The sequence below is a fragment of the Rhodococcus sp. NPDC019050 genome, assembly GCF_055664235.1.
This window is the reverse complement of record NZ_JBVOON010000001.1, coordinates 132,679-148,333: the sequence shown is the minus strand read 5'-3', so window position 1 is coordinate 148,333 and position 15,655 is coordinate 132,679. Positions and strand designations below refer to the sequence as shown.

The window sequence follows — 15,655 nt, the reverse complement described above, 5'->3', positions numbered from 1 at the left end:
ACGGCAGCATCGCGAGAATTAACTGATAGCGATCATCTTGCGACCTGCTCCCAGGAGAACATCATGGAAACCCTCCCGGTCATCGACCTGCGGCCCCTACGCGACGGGAGTGATCCCCGCAGCGTCGCCGACGCGCTCGATGCCGCCTGCACCGACCTCGGGTTCTTCGTCGTCACCGGCCACGGACTCGACTCCGACCTGCGCGCCGCGACGATGGAACAGGCACGCCGCTTCTTCGCCCTGCCGTTCGAGGAGAAGATGGAGATCTCCATCGCGAAGTCGCCGTGCCACAGCGGATACGTACCGCCGAAGGCCGAAACCCTCGACGACGTGCTCGGCGCCGACGCCAAAGAAGGACTCGACATCACGTACGACCGTGGACCCGATCATCCCGAGGTCGTTGCCGGAACGCCGCTGCACGGTCCGGCGCAGTGGCCGTCCGCACTGATGCCAGTCTTCAAGGGAGTGGCCGACGAGTACGCGCACGCCTGCCTCGAGATCAACACCCATCTGATGCGTGGTCTCGCACTCGCGCTCGGCTTGGCGCCCGATTCGTTCGAGCCGATGTTCACCGATCCGATCGCATCCCTGCGGATGCTGCACTACGCACCGGCAGGGGCGGGGGAGACCGCACCGGGCGCAGGTGCGCACACCGACTACGGTTCGCTGACCCTGCTCGCGCAGGACGACATCGGCGGATTGCAGGTTGCGGCGCGCGGAGGCGGGTGGATCGACGTCGCCACGCCGCCCGACGCGCTCATCGTCAACCTCGGCGACATGATTGCCCGGTGGACCAACCACCGTTATGTCTCCACCCGTCACCCGGGTGCTGAATCCTGTGGGACGACACCGTTATTCGCTGCCGTACTTCGTCGCACCCGATTTTCGTGCGGTGATCGAGGCGATCCCGACGTGTGTCGAACCCGGCGCGGAGCCGATCTACCCGCCCGTCACCGCCGGCGAGTACATGCTTTCGCGGTTCGCCGCGACACACGCTTATCTCGGGAAGAAGGCGTCGTGAGGTTCAGGTTCTGCCCGATGCTGTGTGACCCAGGTGCAAGGCAGTAGTGCTCCGAACGTGCGATTTCGCCCGAAGATCGTCCGCGCCACCTACCGTGAGACACATTCCGCCGAGCGCGCGGCTGGGCGGCCTTCGCTAGGGAGCACCACGAGTCGGGGGAGTCAGCAATGGCCGAACATCATTTGTGGGTACGTCCCATCGAGACGGTGGGTGCCGAGGACGCGCCGACGGTGGGTGGCAAGTCCGCCAATCTGGGTGAGCTCACGCGGGCGGGTTTTCCGGTTCCACCTGCGTTCGCGGTCACGGCGGACGCGTACATCGATGCGATGCAGGCCGCGGGAGTCCGTGCCCGGCTGGCTGCCGAGGCGGTACCGGCTCCCGATATCGACGAGGCAGAACTCATCCGTACCTCGGCCGAACTCGCCGAGTTGGTGACGGGCACGTCTGTTCCGGACGAGATGCGGGCGGACATCGTCGCGGCGTACGAGACTCTCGGGGCGCGTGTTGCGGTGGCAGTTCGGTCGTCGGCGCCGGCGGAGGACGCGGCGGACACCTCGTTCGCGGGAATTCACGAGTCGTACACCAACATCGTCGGTGCCGACGAGGTGGTTCGTGCGGTGCAGGCGTGCTGGGCGTCGTTGTGGTCCGAGCGTGCCCGCACCTATCGGGGGCTCCGAGGGATCGCGGAGGAACCGTCCATTGCGGTCGTCGTGCAGGTGATGGTCAGGTCGGAGTCGTCCGGTGTGGCGTTCACCGCCGATCCGCGCACGGGCGAGTTGGACCGCATCGTGATCGAGGCAGCGCTCGGGCTGGGGGAAGTCGTCGTCGGCGGGCAGGTCGAGCCTGATACCTACGTCGTCGCCAAGGACGGACTGCAGGTGCTCGACGTGCACCTCGGGCATCAGGAGTTCGAGATCGCCTCGACCGAGAAGGGCGACAGCCGTGTTGCGGTGGATCCGTCACGCGGTGTCCAGGTCCTCGACGACGACCAGATCGGCAAGGTTGCACGGCTGGCCGTCGGTGTGGAGCAGCACTACGGCAGCCCGCAGGATCTCGAGTTCGCCTTCGCCGAGGGCCACCTGTGGATCGTGCAGGCGAGGCCGATCACAACGCTGAGCGGGCAGGGCACGGGGAGACCGAGTAGCTCGACAGCGGGTCCGTCCGGTGACGGGGACACGGCACCGTTGCTGATCGGACTGGGCGCGGGACCCGGTTCGGCGACCGGGCGGGTACGCGTACTGCGTGACCTCGCGGACGGGAAGAGACTCACCGACGGTGAGATCATCGTGGCACCGATGACCCGGCCGGACTGGCTGCCCATTCTGCGGAGAGCCGGCGGGATCGTCACCGACGGCGGTGGAATCACCTGTCACGCCGCGATCGTCGGTCGTGAACTCGGTAAGCCGGTGGTCGTCGGTGCGCGTACCGCAACGACCACGCTCAGAGACGGGCAGGTGATCACCGTCGACGGCGACGCGGGCGTGGTGTTCGAGGGGGCAGTGACCACCGCGGGCAGTCGGGCGAGGGCGGACGAGGCGGGTCCGGCGGCCGCGGGTAGTGCTCCGACGGTCACCGCGACCTCGGTGTACGTCAACCTTGCCACTCCGGACGCAGCCGAGGCCGTCGCCGCGACCGACGTCGACGGGGTCGGCCTGCTGCGGGCGGAATTCATGATTACCGAGGCGCTGGCCGGGGAGCATCCGGCGCACATGATCGCGGAGGGCCGCCGCGACGAGTATGTCGAGAAGATGGCGGGTGGTGTCTCGAAGATCGCCGCGGCGTTCGCGCCCCGGCCGGTGGTCTACCGGGCGATCGACCTGCGCAGTAACGAATTCGCCGATCTGGAAGGTGGTGAGATCGAACCCGACGAGGCGAATCCGATGATCGGCTATCGGGGTTGTTTCCGGTACGTCCGTGATCCGCAGTTGTTCTCCCTGGACCTCGACGTGATACACCGCGTGCGGAGCGCGTATCCGAACGTGCACTTGATGATTCCCTTCGTGCGCACACGGTGGGAATTGAAGGAGTGCCTGGCACAGCTCGACGCCCATCCGCTGGGCGCAGATCGTCGGATGTGGCGATGGATCATGGCCGAGGTGCCCTCCGTCGTCTATTGGTTGCCCGAATACGCGGCACTCGGTATCGACGGTGTGTCGATCGGCAGTAACGACCTGACCCAGTTGATGCTGGGGGTCGACCGGGATTCCGAGATGTGCAAGGAACTGTTCGACACCTTGGACCCGGCAGTTCTCGACGCGATCGACCACATCATCGACCGTGCATCTGCAGCCGGACTGACGACGTCGCTGTGTGGTCAGGCCGTGTCGACGAGCCCCGCCCTCGCCGAGCACCTCGTGCGCCGCGGCATCACGTCGGTTTCCGTCACTCCCGATGCCGCAGTACGCACCAGACGAACGGTCGCACAAGCGGAACAGCGAATCGTGCTCGGCAAGGCCCGCCGGAAGGAAGAATGACGCGGCGGCCCATGCGGTGTCCCGATTCCGTGGAAGGACGTATGAGCCGGTGTTCGCAGAACAGCACACGGTCAGCCCCGACCTGGTGATCCGCCCGCTGGGTCCGCAGGACGAGGACTCGGTCCGGGCTTTGCACGAGCATCTCACCCAGCGCGACACGTACCTGCGATTCTTCACTGTGGCCCCACGGCGCGTGGACGAGCTTGCGGAAATGCTGTGTCGCCAGGACGACGGACATGTGAGCTTGGGGGCGTTCGACGATGCCGAGGTGGTCGCAGTAGCGAACTACACCGTCCTCGATGACGACGTCGCATCGGCGGAATGCGCGGTCGCCGTGAGCCACCCCATGCAGCACCACGGCATCGGAACCGCCTTGCTGCAACGCCTGGTCGAAATTGCACGAGCACGCGGAATTCGGCGTCTGTCGGCGTACGTGTTGTCGGTGAACACCACGATGCTGCAGGTCCTCGGAGAACTGGGATGGTCCCGGAACGGGAGCGAGCCGGGATCTGTCGTTCAAGTCGATATCACGCTCGGCGATCCCCTGGGAAACGGAGGTTCCCGCGTCGCGGCGGACTCGTCCCTCCGGGTACCACCGGATCGGCCGGAGGGTGGTCCGTCCGGTCCGTCGGCGAACGGTCCTTCAGTCGTGGGTCCGTAACCACCAGCGGAAGATTTCGTCGCAACCCCACACGATGACCGGCAGCGGGATGAGCAGAGTCAGCAACCACAGATCCGGGACCTCGGTGCCGAAGACGGCCTGAAACGGTGGGATGGTCACGACCGCTGCGGCGAAAAGGACCTCGAAGGCGATTCCCCACAACAGCATTCGATTCGTCGTGAGTCCGATCTGTGCAAGGGAGGAGCGACTTGCGCGAGCGGCCATCGCGGTGCCGATCTGGCAGGCGACGATACCGAGGAATGTCATGGTCGTGGCCTGCCGCCAGGTGTCGTGCAACTCCCCGCTGGAGACGTCGGCTCCGAAGGTCCAGCCACCGTCGAGGAGGGTGAGCAGGAACAGTGCCATCACCAGGACTGCGGAGACTCCGCCGAGGACGCCCCAGGCACGGGCCAGCATGACTCCCTCGATCACCGACTGCGAACGCGGCCGGGGCCGGCGTCGCATCAGGTCCGGTTCGGCTTTCTCCCGTCCGAGCGCCAGCGCCGGGAGGGTCTCGGTGCCGAGATCGATGGCGAGGATCTGCATGATGGTCAGCGGCAGGGGAATACCGCCGCTGGTGAGCGCGTAGGCAAGGAAGGGCACGACCTCGGGGGTCGCGTGCGCGAAGATGTAGACGATGAACTTGCGGACGTTGTCGTAGACCCGCCGGCCCGCTTCGATGGCGCCGACGATCGTGGCGAAGTTGTCGTCGACGAGGACCATCACCGCCGCCTCACGCGCGACGTCCGTGCCCGATCGGCCCATTGCCACGCCGATATCGGCCTGGCGCAGGGCGGGTGCGTCGTTGGCGCCGTCGCCGGTCATCGCGACGATCCGGCCGGACTCCTGAAGCGCGTCGGCGATGCGCAGCTTCGTCTCCGGTGAGCTGCGGGCGAAGACGATTTCGTCGTCACCGGCGAGCGCCTCGTCGAGTTCGCGGTCGGACATCGCGTCTGCTTCGTCTCCGCCGATCACGCGCAGGCCGTTCTTCCCGATGTGCACGCTCTCGGCGATTCCGCGGGCAGTGAGCGCGTGGTCGCCGGTGACGACGATCAGCCGGATGCCGGCCGTATGGCAGCGGTCAACGGCGCCGGGAACTTCGGGGCGGGGCGGATCGATCATCGCGATGATGCCGAGCAACGTCGAGCCCTGCTCTGCCTGCTCTCGGCTGAGGTTCCTTGCCACTTCGGAGGGTGTCAGGGTGCGTTCGGCCAACGCCAGCAACCGTCGGCCGCGAGCCGCCCAGTCGTCGACGACGGTTTCGATCGTGGCGCGGTCCTCCTCCGTCAACGGTCTGGGTGCGGTCCCGTCGGAGATGTGTGTGCAGCGGGCGACGACCTCCTCGGGTGCGCCTTTGGTGTGCACGACGACCGTGGTGCCGACGCGGTCGACCGTCGACATCCGCCGCAGGGCCGGATCGAAGTGGAATTGTGCGAGTCTGTCCTCCTTGCTGCGGTGGGGGTCGAGACCGAGTTTTCCCGCGCCCCGGAGCAGAGCGAGTTCGGTCGGGTCGCCGATCCCGGCGTCTTCCGGTTTCGCACCGTCTTCCGGTTTCGCACCGTCTTCCGGTTCGGCACCGTCGGGCGGTGTCGCACCGGGCGGTTGTGCGAGTTCGGCGTTACTGCACCACACCGCAGCCGTCATGAGTTGTCCCGCCGCCGAGTCTGCCGCGGGATGTGTCGAAAGATCTTGGAAGTCCAGCACGCCTTCGTGCGTCCATGCCTGGGTGACGGTCATTCGGTTCAGCGTGAGTGTCCCGGTCTTGTCGGTGCAGATGACGCTCGTCGACCCGAGCGTCTCGACGGCAGAGATCCGTTTGACGAAGGCGCCCTGCCGGGCCAGGAGCCGCACACCCACGGCGAGCGCGAGGGTGATGGTCGGGAGCAGGCCCTCGGGAACGTTGGCGACGATGAGTCCGATCGCGAAGTTCAGCGAATCGGCCAGCGACAACCCGGCCAGCAGGGTGCCCAGGGGAATGAACGCGAGACCCAGCCCCACTGCCACGATGGCGATCAGGCGGGCGACCCTCCTCACCTGTTTCTCGAGCGGGCTCTCTTCAGGCCCACTGCGTTGGGACAACGCAGCAATCCGGCCGAGTTCGGTGTTCATTCCGGTGGCGAAAACGACCGCGGTGACTTCCCCTGTGACGCACGTGGTGCCGCTGAAGACGAGATCGCGGGCGAGGATCAACGGAACACGACTGTCTCCGCTGTCGACGCTCACCGGTACCGGTGTCGATTCCCCGGTCAGCGCGGAGGCGTCGATCTGTGCCGAGCCGTCGAGTAGGCGCGCGTCGGCGGAAACACGGTCCCCTTCGGAGACGACGATGACATCGCCGGGCACGAGTTCCCGCGCGTCGACCTCTGTTTCGACCTCGTCCCGGACGACGCGGGCACCTTGGGGGAGGTAGGCGGCAAGTGCTTCGACGGCCTGTTCGGCGTGGCGTTCCTGAACGAACGCGAACGCGGCGTTGAGGCCGATGACCACTACGATCGCGATCGCCAGCGGCACCGAACCCGACAACGCTGCAAGCGCGGCAGCGACCCACAGGAGCAGTGCAAGTGGGTGGAGGAGTTGCCGGCTCAGGGCACGCACCCATCCTTCGCCGGCGCGGCGAACCAGTTCGTTGGGGCCGGACAGGCCGAGGCGCCGTTGCGCGTCGCGAGTGGACAGACCGGTCCGGGACGATCGCAGGTCACGTAGCAGGCGGTCGAGTTCTTCGAGTGGATCGACCGGTGCGACGTGATCGGTTTCGCCGCTCGCTGTCTCGCTCATATGGTCTCATCACCTGCGGTGACGCACGATCGCGTTGCCATGGGCGGTAGTGCATTTCGGAACAGGGCTCTGCTCGAAGTGTCCTCCTGCGGCGGTTCGGGCGTCGTCGAACTCGATGGATTCGTACATGCCGGGAGGCAGATGCGAGATGCCTGACGGACGGGAGAGAAGCGCGGGCGGCGTCAGCGAAGACCTGGAGTGACGTCGCGACCGATGCCTTCGCTCCAGGCGTCGATGTCGCGCCAATCCCTGGCATCGCCGTATCTCCCTCCCATCAGGCGAAAGACGAACCGCCCGAATCCGGGCCAGTCGCCGGGGGCGATCGAACCGGCGAAGAACCGGTGATCACGGACCTCTGTGACCGCCCGCAACTCCTGTACCGCATCCGGTTCGGGCATCGCCCGCCGCAGATATCGTGCCACCCGCGGGGACAGCGTCGAACTGGTGGCGCCTACCGAACACACCGAATATGCCCAGGTCGCCCGGCCTGTTGGGGTGGTGCCGAACCGGGTGATCGCATCGACGGCCTCGGGGAGCCATTGGCCGTTGTGAACGGCGCTCCCGAGCACGAGCGTGTCGTACGCCTGTACCGAGTCCACCTCGCTCAACGCCCTCAGATCGACCTCGACGCCGCGTGCGGTGAGCGAAGCAGCAATCCGTTCGGCGATCCCGCGGGTGGATCCATTCGCGGTGGCGTATCCGACCAGGGTTGTCGTCGTCATGGTTGTCCTCTGCGGGTGTCGGCGGAGGTCGTGAGGGGATCGGGTCAGAACCTGCGTATCCACGGTATCGAGCGGTGCCTGTCACTGCCCGAGGGTTGCACCGGTCCGGCGTTTCTGGGATAGTTCCAATATTGGTGTTTCTACAATTAAGACCGGCTGTTTTGCGGCCGTGGGTATCGAGGGAGAGATTCGCATGTTCAGCGCCGAGCGATCCCGCACGGTCGCGCTTCCACCGCTGGTTCTCGGCGGGCTGCGGCCGCTCTACCGGCAGATGGCACACAACCGTGTGCATTCCGCGTCGTTCGAGTACCTCGCCGCGGGGGCCGCGGTGGACGTCTGCGTGATTGTGGGCGCGCACGGCCCGGAGTTGAAACTGCGGATCCCCGAGCGTGACCTCGACGTCACGTTCACGATGTCGACGCACTTCCGCGTCGCACCTGTGATGGCGCTCGAGACATATCGAGCGCTCTGCGGCGTGGCTGCTCCGGGCGCGGAACCGTCGCCCGAGATCGTCGTCGGGTTTCTGCGCAGGGTCGTCGCGCAGTCGCCGGCAGTGCTCTCGCGCACGCACGCCTGCGCGGCCTGACCAACGGTATCGACGAATCCGGCCCCGGTGGACCAGAGTCCTCCGGGGCCGGATTGTGCTGTGCGCCTGTCTGTTACAGACCGGGACGCTTGCCGATGGTGAGTGTCACCTCGCCGGTGTGGGCGAAGAAATCGTTGCCCTTGTCGTCGACGACGATGAACGCCGGGAAGTCCTCGACGTCGATCTTCCAGACCGCTTCCATGCCGAGTTCTTCGTATTCGACGATCTCGACATTCTTGATGCAATCCAGCGCAAGGCGCGCCGCAGGGCCGCCGATGGAACCGAGATAGAAACCTCCGTGCCGGTGGCACGCGTCGGTCACCTGCTTGGACCGGTTGCCCTTGGCGAGCATGATCATCGAACCGCCGGCTGCCTGGAACTGCTCGACGTACGAGTCCATGCGCCCGGCCGTGGTCGGGCCGAAGGACCCGGACGCGAGACCCTCGGGGGTCTTGGCGGGACCGGCGTAGTAGACCGGGTGGTCCTTGAGGTACTGCGGCATCTCCTCGCCGGCGTCGAGACGCTCCTTGATCTTGGCGTGGGCGATGTCGCGGGCCACCACGAGCGGCCCGGTCAGCGACAGGCGGGTCTTCACCGGATGCTTGGACAGTTCGGCCAGGATCTCGGGCATGGGACGGGTCAAGTCGATCTTGACGGCGGCACCCTTGCCGGTACCCGAGACACCCGCCGTCTCGGCGTCGAGCCGGCTGTCGGTGATCTCGGGCAGGAAGCGGCCGGGATCGAACTCGAGCTGCTCGAGGAACACGCCCTCCGGGGTGATCTTCGCCTTCGCCTGACGGTCCGCCGAGCACGACACCGCGATCGCGACGGGCAGCGACGCTCCGTGGCGAGGCAGGCGGACCACGCGCACGTCGTGGCAGAAGTACTTGCCCCCGAACTGCGCGCCGATCCCGATCTTCTGGGTCAGCTCGAAGACCTTCTCCTCGAGCTCGTGATCGCGGAACCCGCGACCGGTCATCGCGCCCTCGGTGGGCAGTTCGTCCAGGTAGTGCGCGGACGCGTACTTGGCCGTCTTGAGTGCGAACTCGGCAGAGGTGCCGCCGACGACGATCGCGAGGTGGTACGGAGGGCAGGCGGCCGTGCCGAGCGACCGGATCTTGGCCTCGAGGAACTGCATCATCGAGTCCGGGTTCAGGATCGCCTTGGTTTCCTGGTACAGGTACGACTTGTTCGCCGACCCGCCACCTTTCGCCATGAACAGGAACTTGTAGGAGTTCTCGTGGCCCTTCGCGGTATCTGCGTAGAGCTCGATCTGGGCCGGCAGGTTGCTGCCCGTGTTCTTCTCGTCCCACATGGTGAGGGGCGCGTTCTGTGAGTAGCGCAGATTGAGTCTTGTGTACGCGTCGTACACGCCGCGCGCGATCGACTCTTCGTCGTCACCGGGGGTGAGTACCTGCTGGCCGCGCTTGCCCATGACGATGGCGGTGCCGGTGTCCTGGCACATCGGCAACACCCCTGCTGCGGCGATATTCGCGTTCTTCAGCAGGTCGAGGGCTACGAACTTGTCGTTGTCCGACGCTTCGGGGTCGTCGAGGATGCTCGCGAGCTGCTTCAGGTGATCCGTGCGCAGATAATGCGAAATGTCGTGCAGCGCGGTTTCGGTCAGCAGGCGCAGGGCCTCGGGCTCGACCTTCAGAAAGGTGCGGCCGTCGGGGCCTTCGACGGTGGACACCCCCTCGCTGGTCAGCAGCCGATACTCGGTGGGGTCTTCCCCGATCGGCAGCAGGTCCTCGTAGAGGAAGTCGGCCATTGTTTCTCCTGGAAGAGGGGGCGATGTTCCGCAGACAGATTAGTCGTGCAGAATCGGCGCCCCGACAACGGGGCGTGTGACGCAGAAGTCCCTCACGATCCGTGTGATCCACATCTCCGCAGTCCGGGGGCGGTTTCGGAATGCGAGTCCGGACGGTCCCAGGGGGTGTGATGCGCGTCATGCAGGTGGCCGGGCAGATTCCTTACAATGGTATGGATGCACGGAAAACCCGGAAAGAAGACTGCGTGAGCACCCAAACCCGACAATTACCCTCTCTGGCCTGGTTGCTCAGATTTCACGCGTGGGTCGACGTCGCAATCGTTGTCGCCGTCCTGATCTCCACGAACGTGGTGGCGCACTTCACCACCGTATGGGCGTCGATCGCCACGGTTCCCATTTCTGCCGCGATCCTCGTCGTCCTGATGCGGCGTCGGGGAATGCGGTGGTCCGAACTCGGATTGTCGCCGCGGCACTGGAAACGAGGCACGGTCTACTCGCTCGCCGCCGTCGGCTTGGTCCTCACCGTCGTCGCGATCGGCGTCGCCCTTCCGTTCACCCGGCAGTTCTTTCTCTCCGAACGCTACGCAACCATCTCGGGCGCGCTCGTCGCTTCGATGATCATCATCCCGCTGCAGACCGTGATCCCCGAGGAACTCGCGTTCCGCGGCGTCCTTCACGGCACTCTCGAACGCGTGTGGGGTGCGCGCGGAGTCTTCGCAGCGGGCTCGCTGCTGTTCGGCCTGTGGCACGTCGCGTCGTCCCTCGGCCTCACCTCGGGTAACGCCGGTCTGGCTGCCGTCTTCGGCAACGGGCTGTGGGGGCAGATCGTCGGTGTCGCGGGAGCAGTGGTCGCGACCGCGGCTGCCGGCTTCGTGTTCACCTGGCTCCGCCGGCGCAGCGGCAGCATCCTCGCGCCGATCGCGCTGCACTGGTCGCTCAACGGCGCCGGCGCTCTTGCCGCCGCCCTCGTCTGGCAGATTTCCCTCGGTTGACGCGCCGAACTCAGTCTTCCGGGTTCTCGATCCACGAACCGTAGGGCGGAGGCCCGTCGCTCTGGATCTGAAGGCCGAAATTCGGGGAGTGCTTCCACACGTATCCCGGCAGGACATGCTCTTCCGAAGTCGCGTTGTTCATGATCACGATGTCTCCGGTGGCACGCTGCTCGAGAGCGAAACCGTCGTCGCGTCCGTCGACGACCCACCATTTCGTAGCGCTCATGACTACAGCCTTTCGGATCTGCTCGAACACAGTTTCCGTCACAACGGTAGCGCGCGCGTCGCCGCGGCAACACCGCTTTCGGGCCCATCGGACCGGGTCACCTCGCATGCAGTGCCGCTGCCGTGGAAGCGTCCGCCGGGTAGAACGCTTCGATGGCCAATTCCGACACCGTGATATCGAGAGGCGTCCCGAACAGCGTGGTCGTGCTCAGGAACGACAACTCGTCGTCCCCGAGGCGCAACCGGAGGGGCACGACCAGCGCATGCGGTGCCGTCGTCACGGGATCGTCGCACGGGTACTGCTCGAGTTCGTCGTACAGGCGCGACAGCACCGGATCCCCGGTCGCGCCGATCTGGTGACGTAACCGCTCCAGCAGGTGTGCACGCCATTGCCCGAGGTTGAGGATGCGCGGTGCGAGCCCCCGCGGGTGGAGAGTCAGGCGCAGCACGTTGACGGGTGGTTCGAGCAGATCCGGCGCACAATCCGCGACCATCGCCACGATGGCGTCGTTCGCGTCGATCATCGTCCAGTGCCGGTCGACCACCAGAGCCGGGAACGGCTCGTGCAGTTCCAGGATCCGGGTGATCGCATCGGAGACCGCGGCCAGCGGAACCTCCCCGAGCCGGTGCTCCGGATACGCCGGCGCGAGTCCCGCGGCAAGCAGGATCGAGTTACGTTCGCGCAGAGGGATCTCCAGGTGTTCGCTCAGTCTCAGCACGACCTCCCGGGACGGTTGCGACCGGCCCGTCTCGACGAAGCTGATGTGCCGCGACGAGACACCCGCCCGATGCGCGAGAGCCAGCTGGCTCAGTCCGCGACGCTCACGCCAGGTGCGCAGCAACGCACCGGGCCGGATCGATTCCACGACCGTCATGCCTTCGACGATAGGGCCTGCGGGAACGACAGCCATTACCTCGCGGGTAATCGCTCGACGCATCTCTTCGCGGCAGGCTCGGAGCATGACCGCATACGCAGTAGCCCACCTCCGCAGCGTCGACTTCAACGAGGCCGTCGCCGAGTACCTGACCGAGATCGACGAGACCCTCCGCGCATACGACGGGCGGTTCCTCGTCCACGGCACCGACCCGCAGGTGATCGAAGGCGAATGGCCCGGCCACCTCGTGCTCATCGAGTTCCCAGACCTCGAGCGGGCACGGGCGTGGTACGACTCGCCGGCGTATCGGGCGATCCTGCCGCTCAGAACCGAGAACTCCGACGGCGCAGCGATTCTGGTGGAGGGAACCCCGCCCGGTTATCGGGCATCGGACTACCTCCGGAAGGTCACCGGGCGTGTGACCCCGGAGCGATGAGAATCCCCGCGGCCCGAGCGGGTTCCGCGTAGGCCGCGGCGAGTGACTCCACCGTCTCGTGGGCGTTGAGCCCGCTCGGGTTGGGCACCACCCACAGGGGTGTCCCTTCGAGCGTCTCGTCCTGAAGGCCCGGAAGCGCCTTGCGTTTCCCGAACGCCGCTCGATACGCCGTGATCCCGGCGACCGCGACGACCCGAGGTCCGAACTCGGCCACCACCGATGCCAGTCGTTCGGCGCCATCGCGCAGTTCCTCCGGGGTGAGTTCGTCGGCCCGGGCGGTGGCGCGGGGTGCGAGGTTGGTGATGCCTACCCCTCGTTCGATCAGATGGGCGCGATCGGCGTCGCTCATCCCGTCCGACGGGGCAATAGGGTGGGTGATGATTCCGGCACGAAACAGCGCGGGGTAGAAGCGGTTTCCGGGCCGGGCGAAGTGCGCGCCGGTCGCCGCCGTCCAGAGACCGGGGTTGATGCCGACGAACAGCAAGCGGCACCCCGGTCCGACGAGGTCGGGAACAACGGCGTCGCGGAAGGATTCGAGTTCGGCACGTGTGAAACCCATCGGCCCACACTATGCAACCGGTCCGCTCACGCCGACGGCAACCACGCCCCGTGCAGCCCTGCCGGTACCCGGATCGGTGACCGCACCCGCGCAACCGGTCCCGCGCCGGGATCATCGGCGGAGAACACCAGGAACCAGCTCGTCAGGTCGTCGAAGTCGGTCGCGATCGCTCCCCAGTAGCCGGCGCCGGACGTGCTCGTGAGGTACACCTGCTCGCCGGGGGAGAGCGCACCGCCGGACCACACGGTGTAGCTGCCGGAGTCCACGTCGAACCAGAACAGGGCATCGGCCGAGCCCGACGGCAGCCGTCGCGACCCGCTGCGGCCCAGGGTCGCGACGACGCGATGCCGGCCGGTCGACCGGCGGTCGTCGATGCGGGGAAACTCGATGTCACGTTCGTGAAGTGTCGTGCGGGTGACGCCGCCCCGGCCGATGACGGCGCGTCGCAACAGCGACGGGTTGGGCCCGGCGTGCCCGGTCAACGCCCCGGGATACCGCCATTCGACATAATCGACAGCGACATCGCCTCCGGGAAGGTCGAACGCATTGGCGGTGTGCCACATCCAGAAGGTGTCGGTGGAGAACCAGCGCACTGCGCCTCCGTCGCGGGGGACGAGGGCGATCCGGACCCCGAGGCCGGGCTGCCAGTCCAGGGGTGAGCCGCCGGTGAAGATCTTCTCGAGGTCGAAGACCATCGGCGCCAGGATCAGGACGATGTACCTCTCGGTGAGCGCCATGTCGTGCACCATCAGGGGGCGGTCGGCGCCGTCGATCGGCGTGGCCGCGCGCGTGACCGTGCCGTCGGGCCCGAACACCGACCACGTCAGGTACGGCGGGTCGAGCATGTAACAGAACGCGATCATCTCGCCGGTGCGCGGATCGATCTTGGGATGCGCGGTGAGGCCGACCGGCAGCGTTCCGCCGAACGTCTCCCGGCCCAGGGTCTCGAGTTCCGATCCGAGTGCGTACGGCGGTGCCGATTCGGCCAGCGCCAGCACCCGGCCGCCGTGGCGGACGACGTTGATGTCGGGAAGTTCGCGCATGGTGTTCGCGAGGTCGGGTCCCACCTCGTCGGCGGACGGGAAGTACGGGTCGGTGATACCCGCCCACAGGGCCCGGCCCGCCTTCTCCTCCGCCACGACCTGCGGGGTACGGACGAAGCGGTTCGTGTAGCGGGCGGTGCCCCCGGACAGTTCGATGCGATGCACCATCCCGTCCCCGTCGATCGGGTACACGTAGTGCCCGATCGGATCGAAGCGCGGATTCGGCCCGTTGCGGAGGTAGCTGCCTTCGAGGTCGGCGGGCAGTTCTCCCACGACGTGCAGTCCACGTACGTCCACCTCCTCGCGCTGGGGCGCGAACATGCCGCTGAGGTGTGGATGGTGGGCGGTGTCGATCGGTGCGGGACGGTTCATGAGATCACCTCACGCAAAGCGGGCCGGTGTGCTGGACGGAGACCCCGTCTCGAATGGTAGGTCGGCGGGCCCGGTCGCGGAGCGCGACGACCGGGCTTCGTCCTGCATCGGCTAGGGTATTTTCCGACGTCCAGGACCGAAGCGCGGCCGCGTGGCCGCAACGTTAGGGGAAGGTGTGCAGCGCCGGAACGCGATCGGAAATTCCGTCCGGAACACCGGAGGCGACGAATCCGCGTTGCCGCCGTACACGGATCTCCTCTGGCCCACCCTCCAAGCGGTGATCGAGATCGGCGGATCCGGAGTCATCGAGGAGATCGACGCCGCGGTGATCGCCCGGGTCGGTCTGTCCGAGGAAGCCCAGGCCGTGCTGCACGGCGACGGACCCGGCACCGAGATCGAATACCGGATCGCCTGGTCGCGGACCTACCTCAAGGGCATGGGTCTGCTGTCGAACACCCGCCGGGGCGTGTGGAGCGTGACCGACGAGGGTCGCGGGGTCCGGGAATCCGAGATCAAGCCGATGCAGGTCGCGTACACCGCGGAGAAGCGCCGCAGGCGCCTGGTCCGCAACTCGTCGCAGGGCGCCCAGGTCGTCCCGCTCGCCGCGGCGCCCGAGGATCCCGAACTGTGGCGTGAACCGGTGCTCGGTGCCGTCGCCGACCTGTCCGCGGACGGCTTCGAGCGTCTCGTGACCTCGGTGCTGCGGTCGGCGGGCTTCACCACCCTGACGGTTCCCGCTCCCGGCGGCAGCGCCGACGACGACACCCAGGTGGAGGGCACCGGGATCCTGCGCGTGTCGCTGCTGAGCTTCTCGGTGTTCTTCCGGTTCGTGCGCGGCCAGGAACGCGCGGGCGCGGACGTCGTGCGGGAATTCCGCGCGGCCATGGTCGGGCGCGGCGAGAAGGGGCTTCTCGTCTCCACCGGATCCTTCACCGACGACGCGCGTGCGGAGGCACATCGGCACGGTGCGCCACCGATCGATCTCGTCGACGGCGAGGGTCTGTGCGATCTGCTCAAGGAACACGGACTCGGGGTGCGCACGACGGTGCGAACCGTCGAAGACGTCGCGCTCGTGCCCGCATTCTTCGCGGAGTTGTCGGGTCGCTGACGGCGGGTCCCACCAGGACCTTTACCGATGTGCTC

Annotated in this window: 14 protein-coding genes; 7 read left to right on the top strand and 7 right to left on the bottom strand. The window is 66.8% G+C overall.

Going from position 1 to position 15,655, the window contains the following annotated elements:
* The first annotated feature begins 63 nt into the window (after positions 1 to 63).
* The 3 genes from AC0B44_RS00695 to AC0B44_RS00685 all read left to right on the top strand — a co-directional run bounded on the left by AC0B44_RS00695 (position 64) and on the right by AC0B44_RS00685 (position 4,156).
* Positions 64 to 1,068, top strand: a complete 1,005-nt coding sequence (locus AC0B44_RS00695; protein WP_471901010.1) for an isopenicillin N synthase family dioxygenase — start codon at positions 64 to 66, stop codon at positions 1,066 to 1,068.
* A gap of 120 nt (positions 1,069 to 1,188) precedes the next feature.
* Entirely contained in the window at positions 1,189 to 3,495 is a 2,307-nt protein-coding gene (ppsA, locus tag AC0B44_RS00690; RefSeq protein WP_471901009.1) for a phosphoenolpyruvate synthase, read from the top strand.
* Between the two features lie 49 nt (positions 3,496 to 3,544).
* Positions 3,545 to 4,156, top strand: coding sequence for a GNAT family N-acetyltransferase (locus AC0B44_RS00685; protein ID WP_378527300.1), 612 nt, complete (start codon positions 3,545 to 3,547; stop codon positions 4,154 to 4,156).
* Here the strand turns inward: AC0B44_RS00685 and AC0B44_RS00680 are convergent.
* Together AC0B44_RS00680 and AC0B44_RS00675 are read right to left on the bottom strand one after the other, a co-directional pair.
* Positions 4,139 to 6,931: a cation-translocating P-type ATPase gene (locus AC0B44_RS00680; protein ID WP_471901008.1), complete on the bottom strand. Its 2,793-nt coding sequence runs from the start codon at positions 6,929 to 6,931 to the stop codon at positions 4,139 to 4,141. The two genes, AC0B44_RS00685 and AC0B44_RS00680, sit on opposite strands and share 18 nt — an antisense overlap.
* A gap of 182 nt (positions 6,932 to 7,113) precedes the next feature.
* Positions 7,114 to 7,653: a flavodoxin domain-containing protein gene (locus AC0B44_RS00675; protein ID WP_471901007.1), complete on the bottom strand. Its 540-nt coding sequence runs from the start codon at positions 7,651 to 7,653 to the stop codon at positions 7,114 to 7,116.
* Positions 7,654 to 7,846: 193 nt separating this feature from the next.
* Between AC0B44_RS00675 and AC0B44_RS00670 the strand changes: the two genes are divergently transcribed.
* A complete protein-coding gene (locus AC0B44_RS00670; protein ID WP_378527303.1) occupies positions 7,847 to 8,239 on the top strand; it encodes a hypothetical protein in 393 nt (130 codons plus the stop codon).
* A 73-nt stretch (positions 8,240 to 8,312) separates the two neighbouring features.
* On the opposite strand, the gene AC0B44_RS00665 is transcribed toward AC0B44_RS00670, so the two are convergent.
* Positions 8,313 to 10,010 (bottom strand): fumarate hydratase, encoded by a 1,698-nt coding sequence (locus AC0B44_RS00665; RefSeq protein WP_378527304.1) that lies wholly within the window; start codon positions 10,008 to 10,010, stop codon positions 8,313 to 8,315.
* Between the two features lie 245 nt (positions 10,011 to 10,255).
* Here AC0B44_RS00665 and AC0B44_RS00660 point away from each other — a divergent pair, with 245 nt between their 5' ends.
* A complete protein-coding gene (locus AC0B44_RS00660) occupies positions 10,256 to 11,002 on the top strand; it encodes a CPBP family glutamic-type intramembrane protease (RefSeq protein ID WP_378527305.1) in 747 nt (248 codons plus the stop codon).
* A 10-nt stretch (positions 11,003 to 11,012) separates the two neighbouring features.
* On the opposite strand, the gene AC0B44_RS00655 is transcribed toward AC0B44_RS00660, so the two are convergent.
* Positions 11,013 to 11,228: a maltose regulon activator MalT gene (locus AC0B44_RS00655; protein WP_471901006.1), complete on the bottom strand. Its 216-nt coding sequence runs from the start codon at positions 11,226 to 11,228 to the stop codon at positions 11,013 to 11,015.
* Positions 11,229 to 11,325: 97 nt separating this feature from the next.
* Positions 11,326 to 12,102, bottom strand: coding sequence for a helix-turn-helix domain-containing protein (locus AC0B44_RS00650; RefSeq protein WP_471901005.1), 777 nt, complete (start codon positions 12,100 to 12,102; stop codon positions 11,326 to 11,328).
* Between the two features lie 85 nt (positions 12,103 to 12,187).
* On the opposite strand from AC0B44_RS00650, the gene AC0B44_RS00645 reads away from it, so the two are divergent.
* Positions 12,188 to 12,538, top strand: coding sequence for a DUF1330 domain-containing protein (locus AC0B44_RS00645; RefSeq protein ID WP_471901004.1), 351 nt, complete (start codon positions 12,188 to 12,190; stop codon positions 12,536 to 12,538).
* Here the strand turns inward: AC0B44_RS00645 and AC0B44_RS00640 are convergent.
* Both AC0B44_RS00640 and AC0B44_RS00635 read right to left on the bottom strand, forming a co-directional pair.
* Positions 12,510 to 13,097, bottom strand: coding sequence for a mismatch-specific DNA-glycosylase (locus AC0B44_RS00640; protein WP_471901003.1), 588 nt, complete (start codon positions 13,095 to 13,097; stop codon positions 12,510 to 12,512). The genes AC0B44_RS00645 and AC0B44_RS00640 overlap by 29 nt on opposite strands.
* A 26-nt stretch (positions 13,098 to 13,123) precedes the next feature.
* Positions 13,124 to 14,512, bottom strand: coding sequence for a carotenoid oxygenase family protein (locus AC0B44_RS00635; protein ID WP_471901002.1), 1,389 nt, complete (start codon positions 14,510 to 14,512; stop codon positions 13,124 to 13,126).
* A gap of 175 nt (positions 14,513 to 14,687) precedes the next feature.
* Here AC0B44_RS00635 and AC0B44_RS00630 point away from each other — a divergent pair, with 175 nt between their 5' ends.
* Positions 14,688 to 15,620 carry a restriction endonuclease gene (locus AC0B44_RS00630; RefSeq protein WP_471901356.1) on the top strand — a complete coding sequence of 311 codons (933 nt, stop codon included), beginning with the start codon at positions 14,688 to 14,690 and terminating at the stop codon, positions 15,618 to 15,620.
* Positions 15,621 to 15,655 lie beyond the last annotated feature (35 nt).

Coding starts and splice junctions, on each gene's coding strand:
- AC0B44_RS00695 (WP_471901010.1), top strand. CDS start 64: ATGGAAACCCTCCCGGTCATCGACCTGCGGCCCCTACGCGACGGGAGT.
- ppsA (WP_471901009.1), top strand. CDS start 1,189: ATGGCCGAACATCATTTGTGGGTACGTCCCATCGAGACGGTGGGTGCC.
- AC0B44_RS00680 (WP_471901008.1), bottom strand. CDS start 6,931: ATGAGCGAGACAGCGAGCGGCGAAACCGATCACGTCGCACCGGTCGAT.
- AC0B44_RS00675 (WP_471901007.1), bottom strand. CDS start 7,653: ATGACGACGACAACCCTGGTCGGATACGCCACCGCGAATGGATCCACC.
- AC0B44_RS00670 (WP_378527303.1), top strand. CDS start 7,847: ATGTTCAGCGCCGAGCGATCCCGCACGGTCGCGCTTCCACCGCTGGTT.
- AC0B44_RS00665 (WP_378527304.1), bottom strand. CDS start 10,010: ATGGCCGACTTCCTCTACGAGGACCTGCTGCCGATCGGGGAAGACCCC.
- AC0B44_RS00655 (WP_471901006.1), bottom strand. CDS start 11,228: ATGAGCGCTACGAAATGGTGGGTCGTCGACGGACGCGACGACGGTTTC.
- AC0B44_RS00650 (WP_471901005.1), bottom strand. CDS start 12,102: ATGACGGTCGTGGAATCGATCCGGCCCGGTGCGTTGCTGCGCACCTGG.
- AC0B44_RS00645 (WP_471901004.1), top strand. CDS start 12,188: ATGACCGCATACGCAGTAGCCCACCTCCGCAGCGTCGACTTCAACGAG.
- AC0B44_RS00640 (WP_471901003.1), bottom strand. CDS start 13,097: ATGGGTTTCACACGTGCCGAACTCGAATCCTTCCGCGACGCCGTTGTT.
- AC0B44_RS00635 (WP_471901002.1), bottom strand. CDS start 14,512: ATGAACCGTCCCGCACCGATCGACACCGCCCACCATCCACACCTCAGC.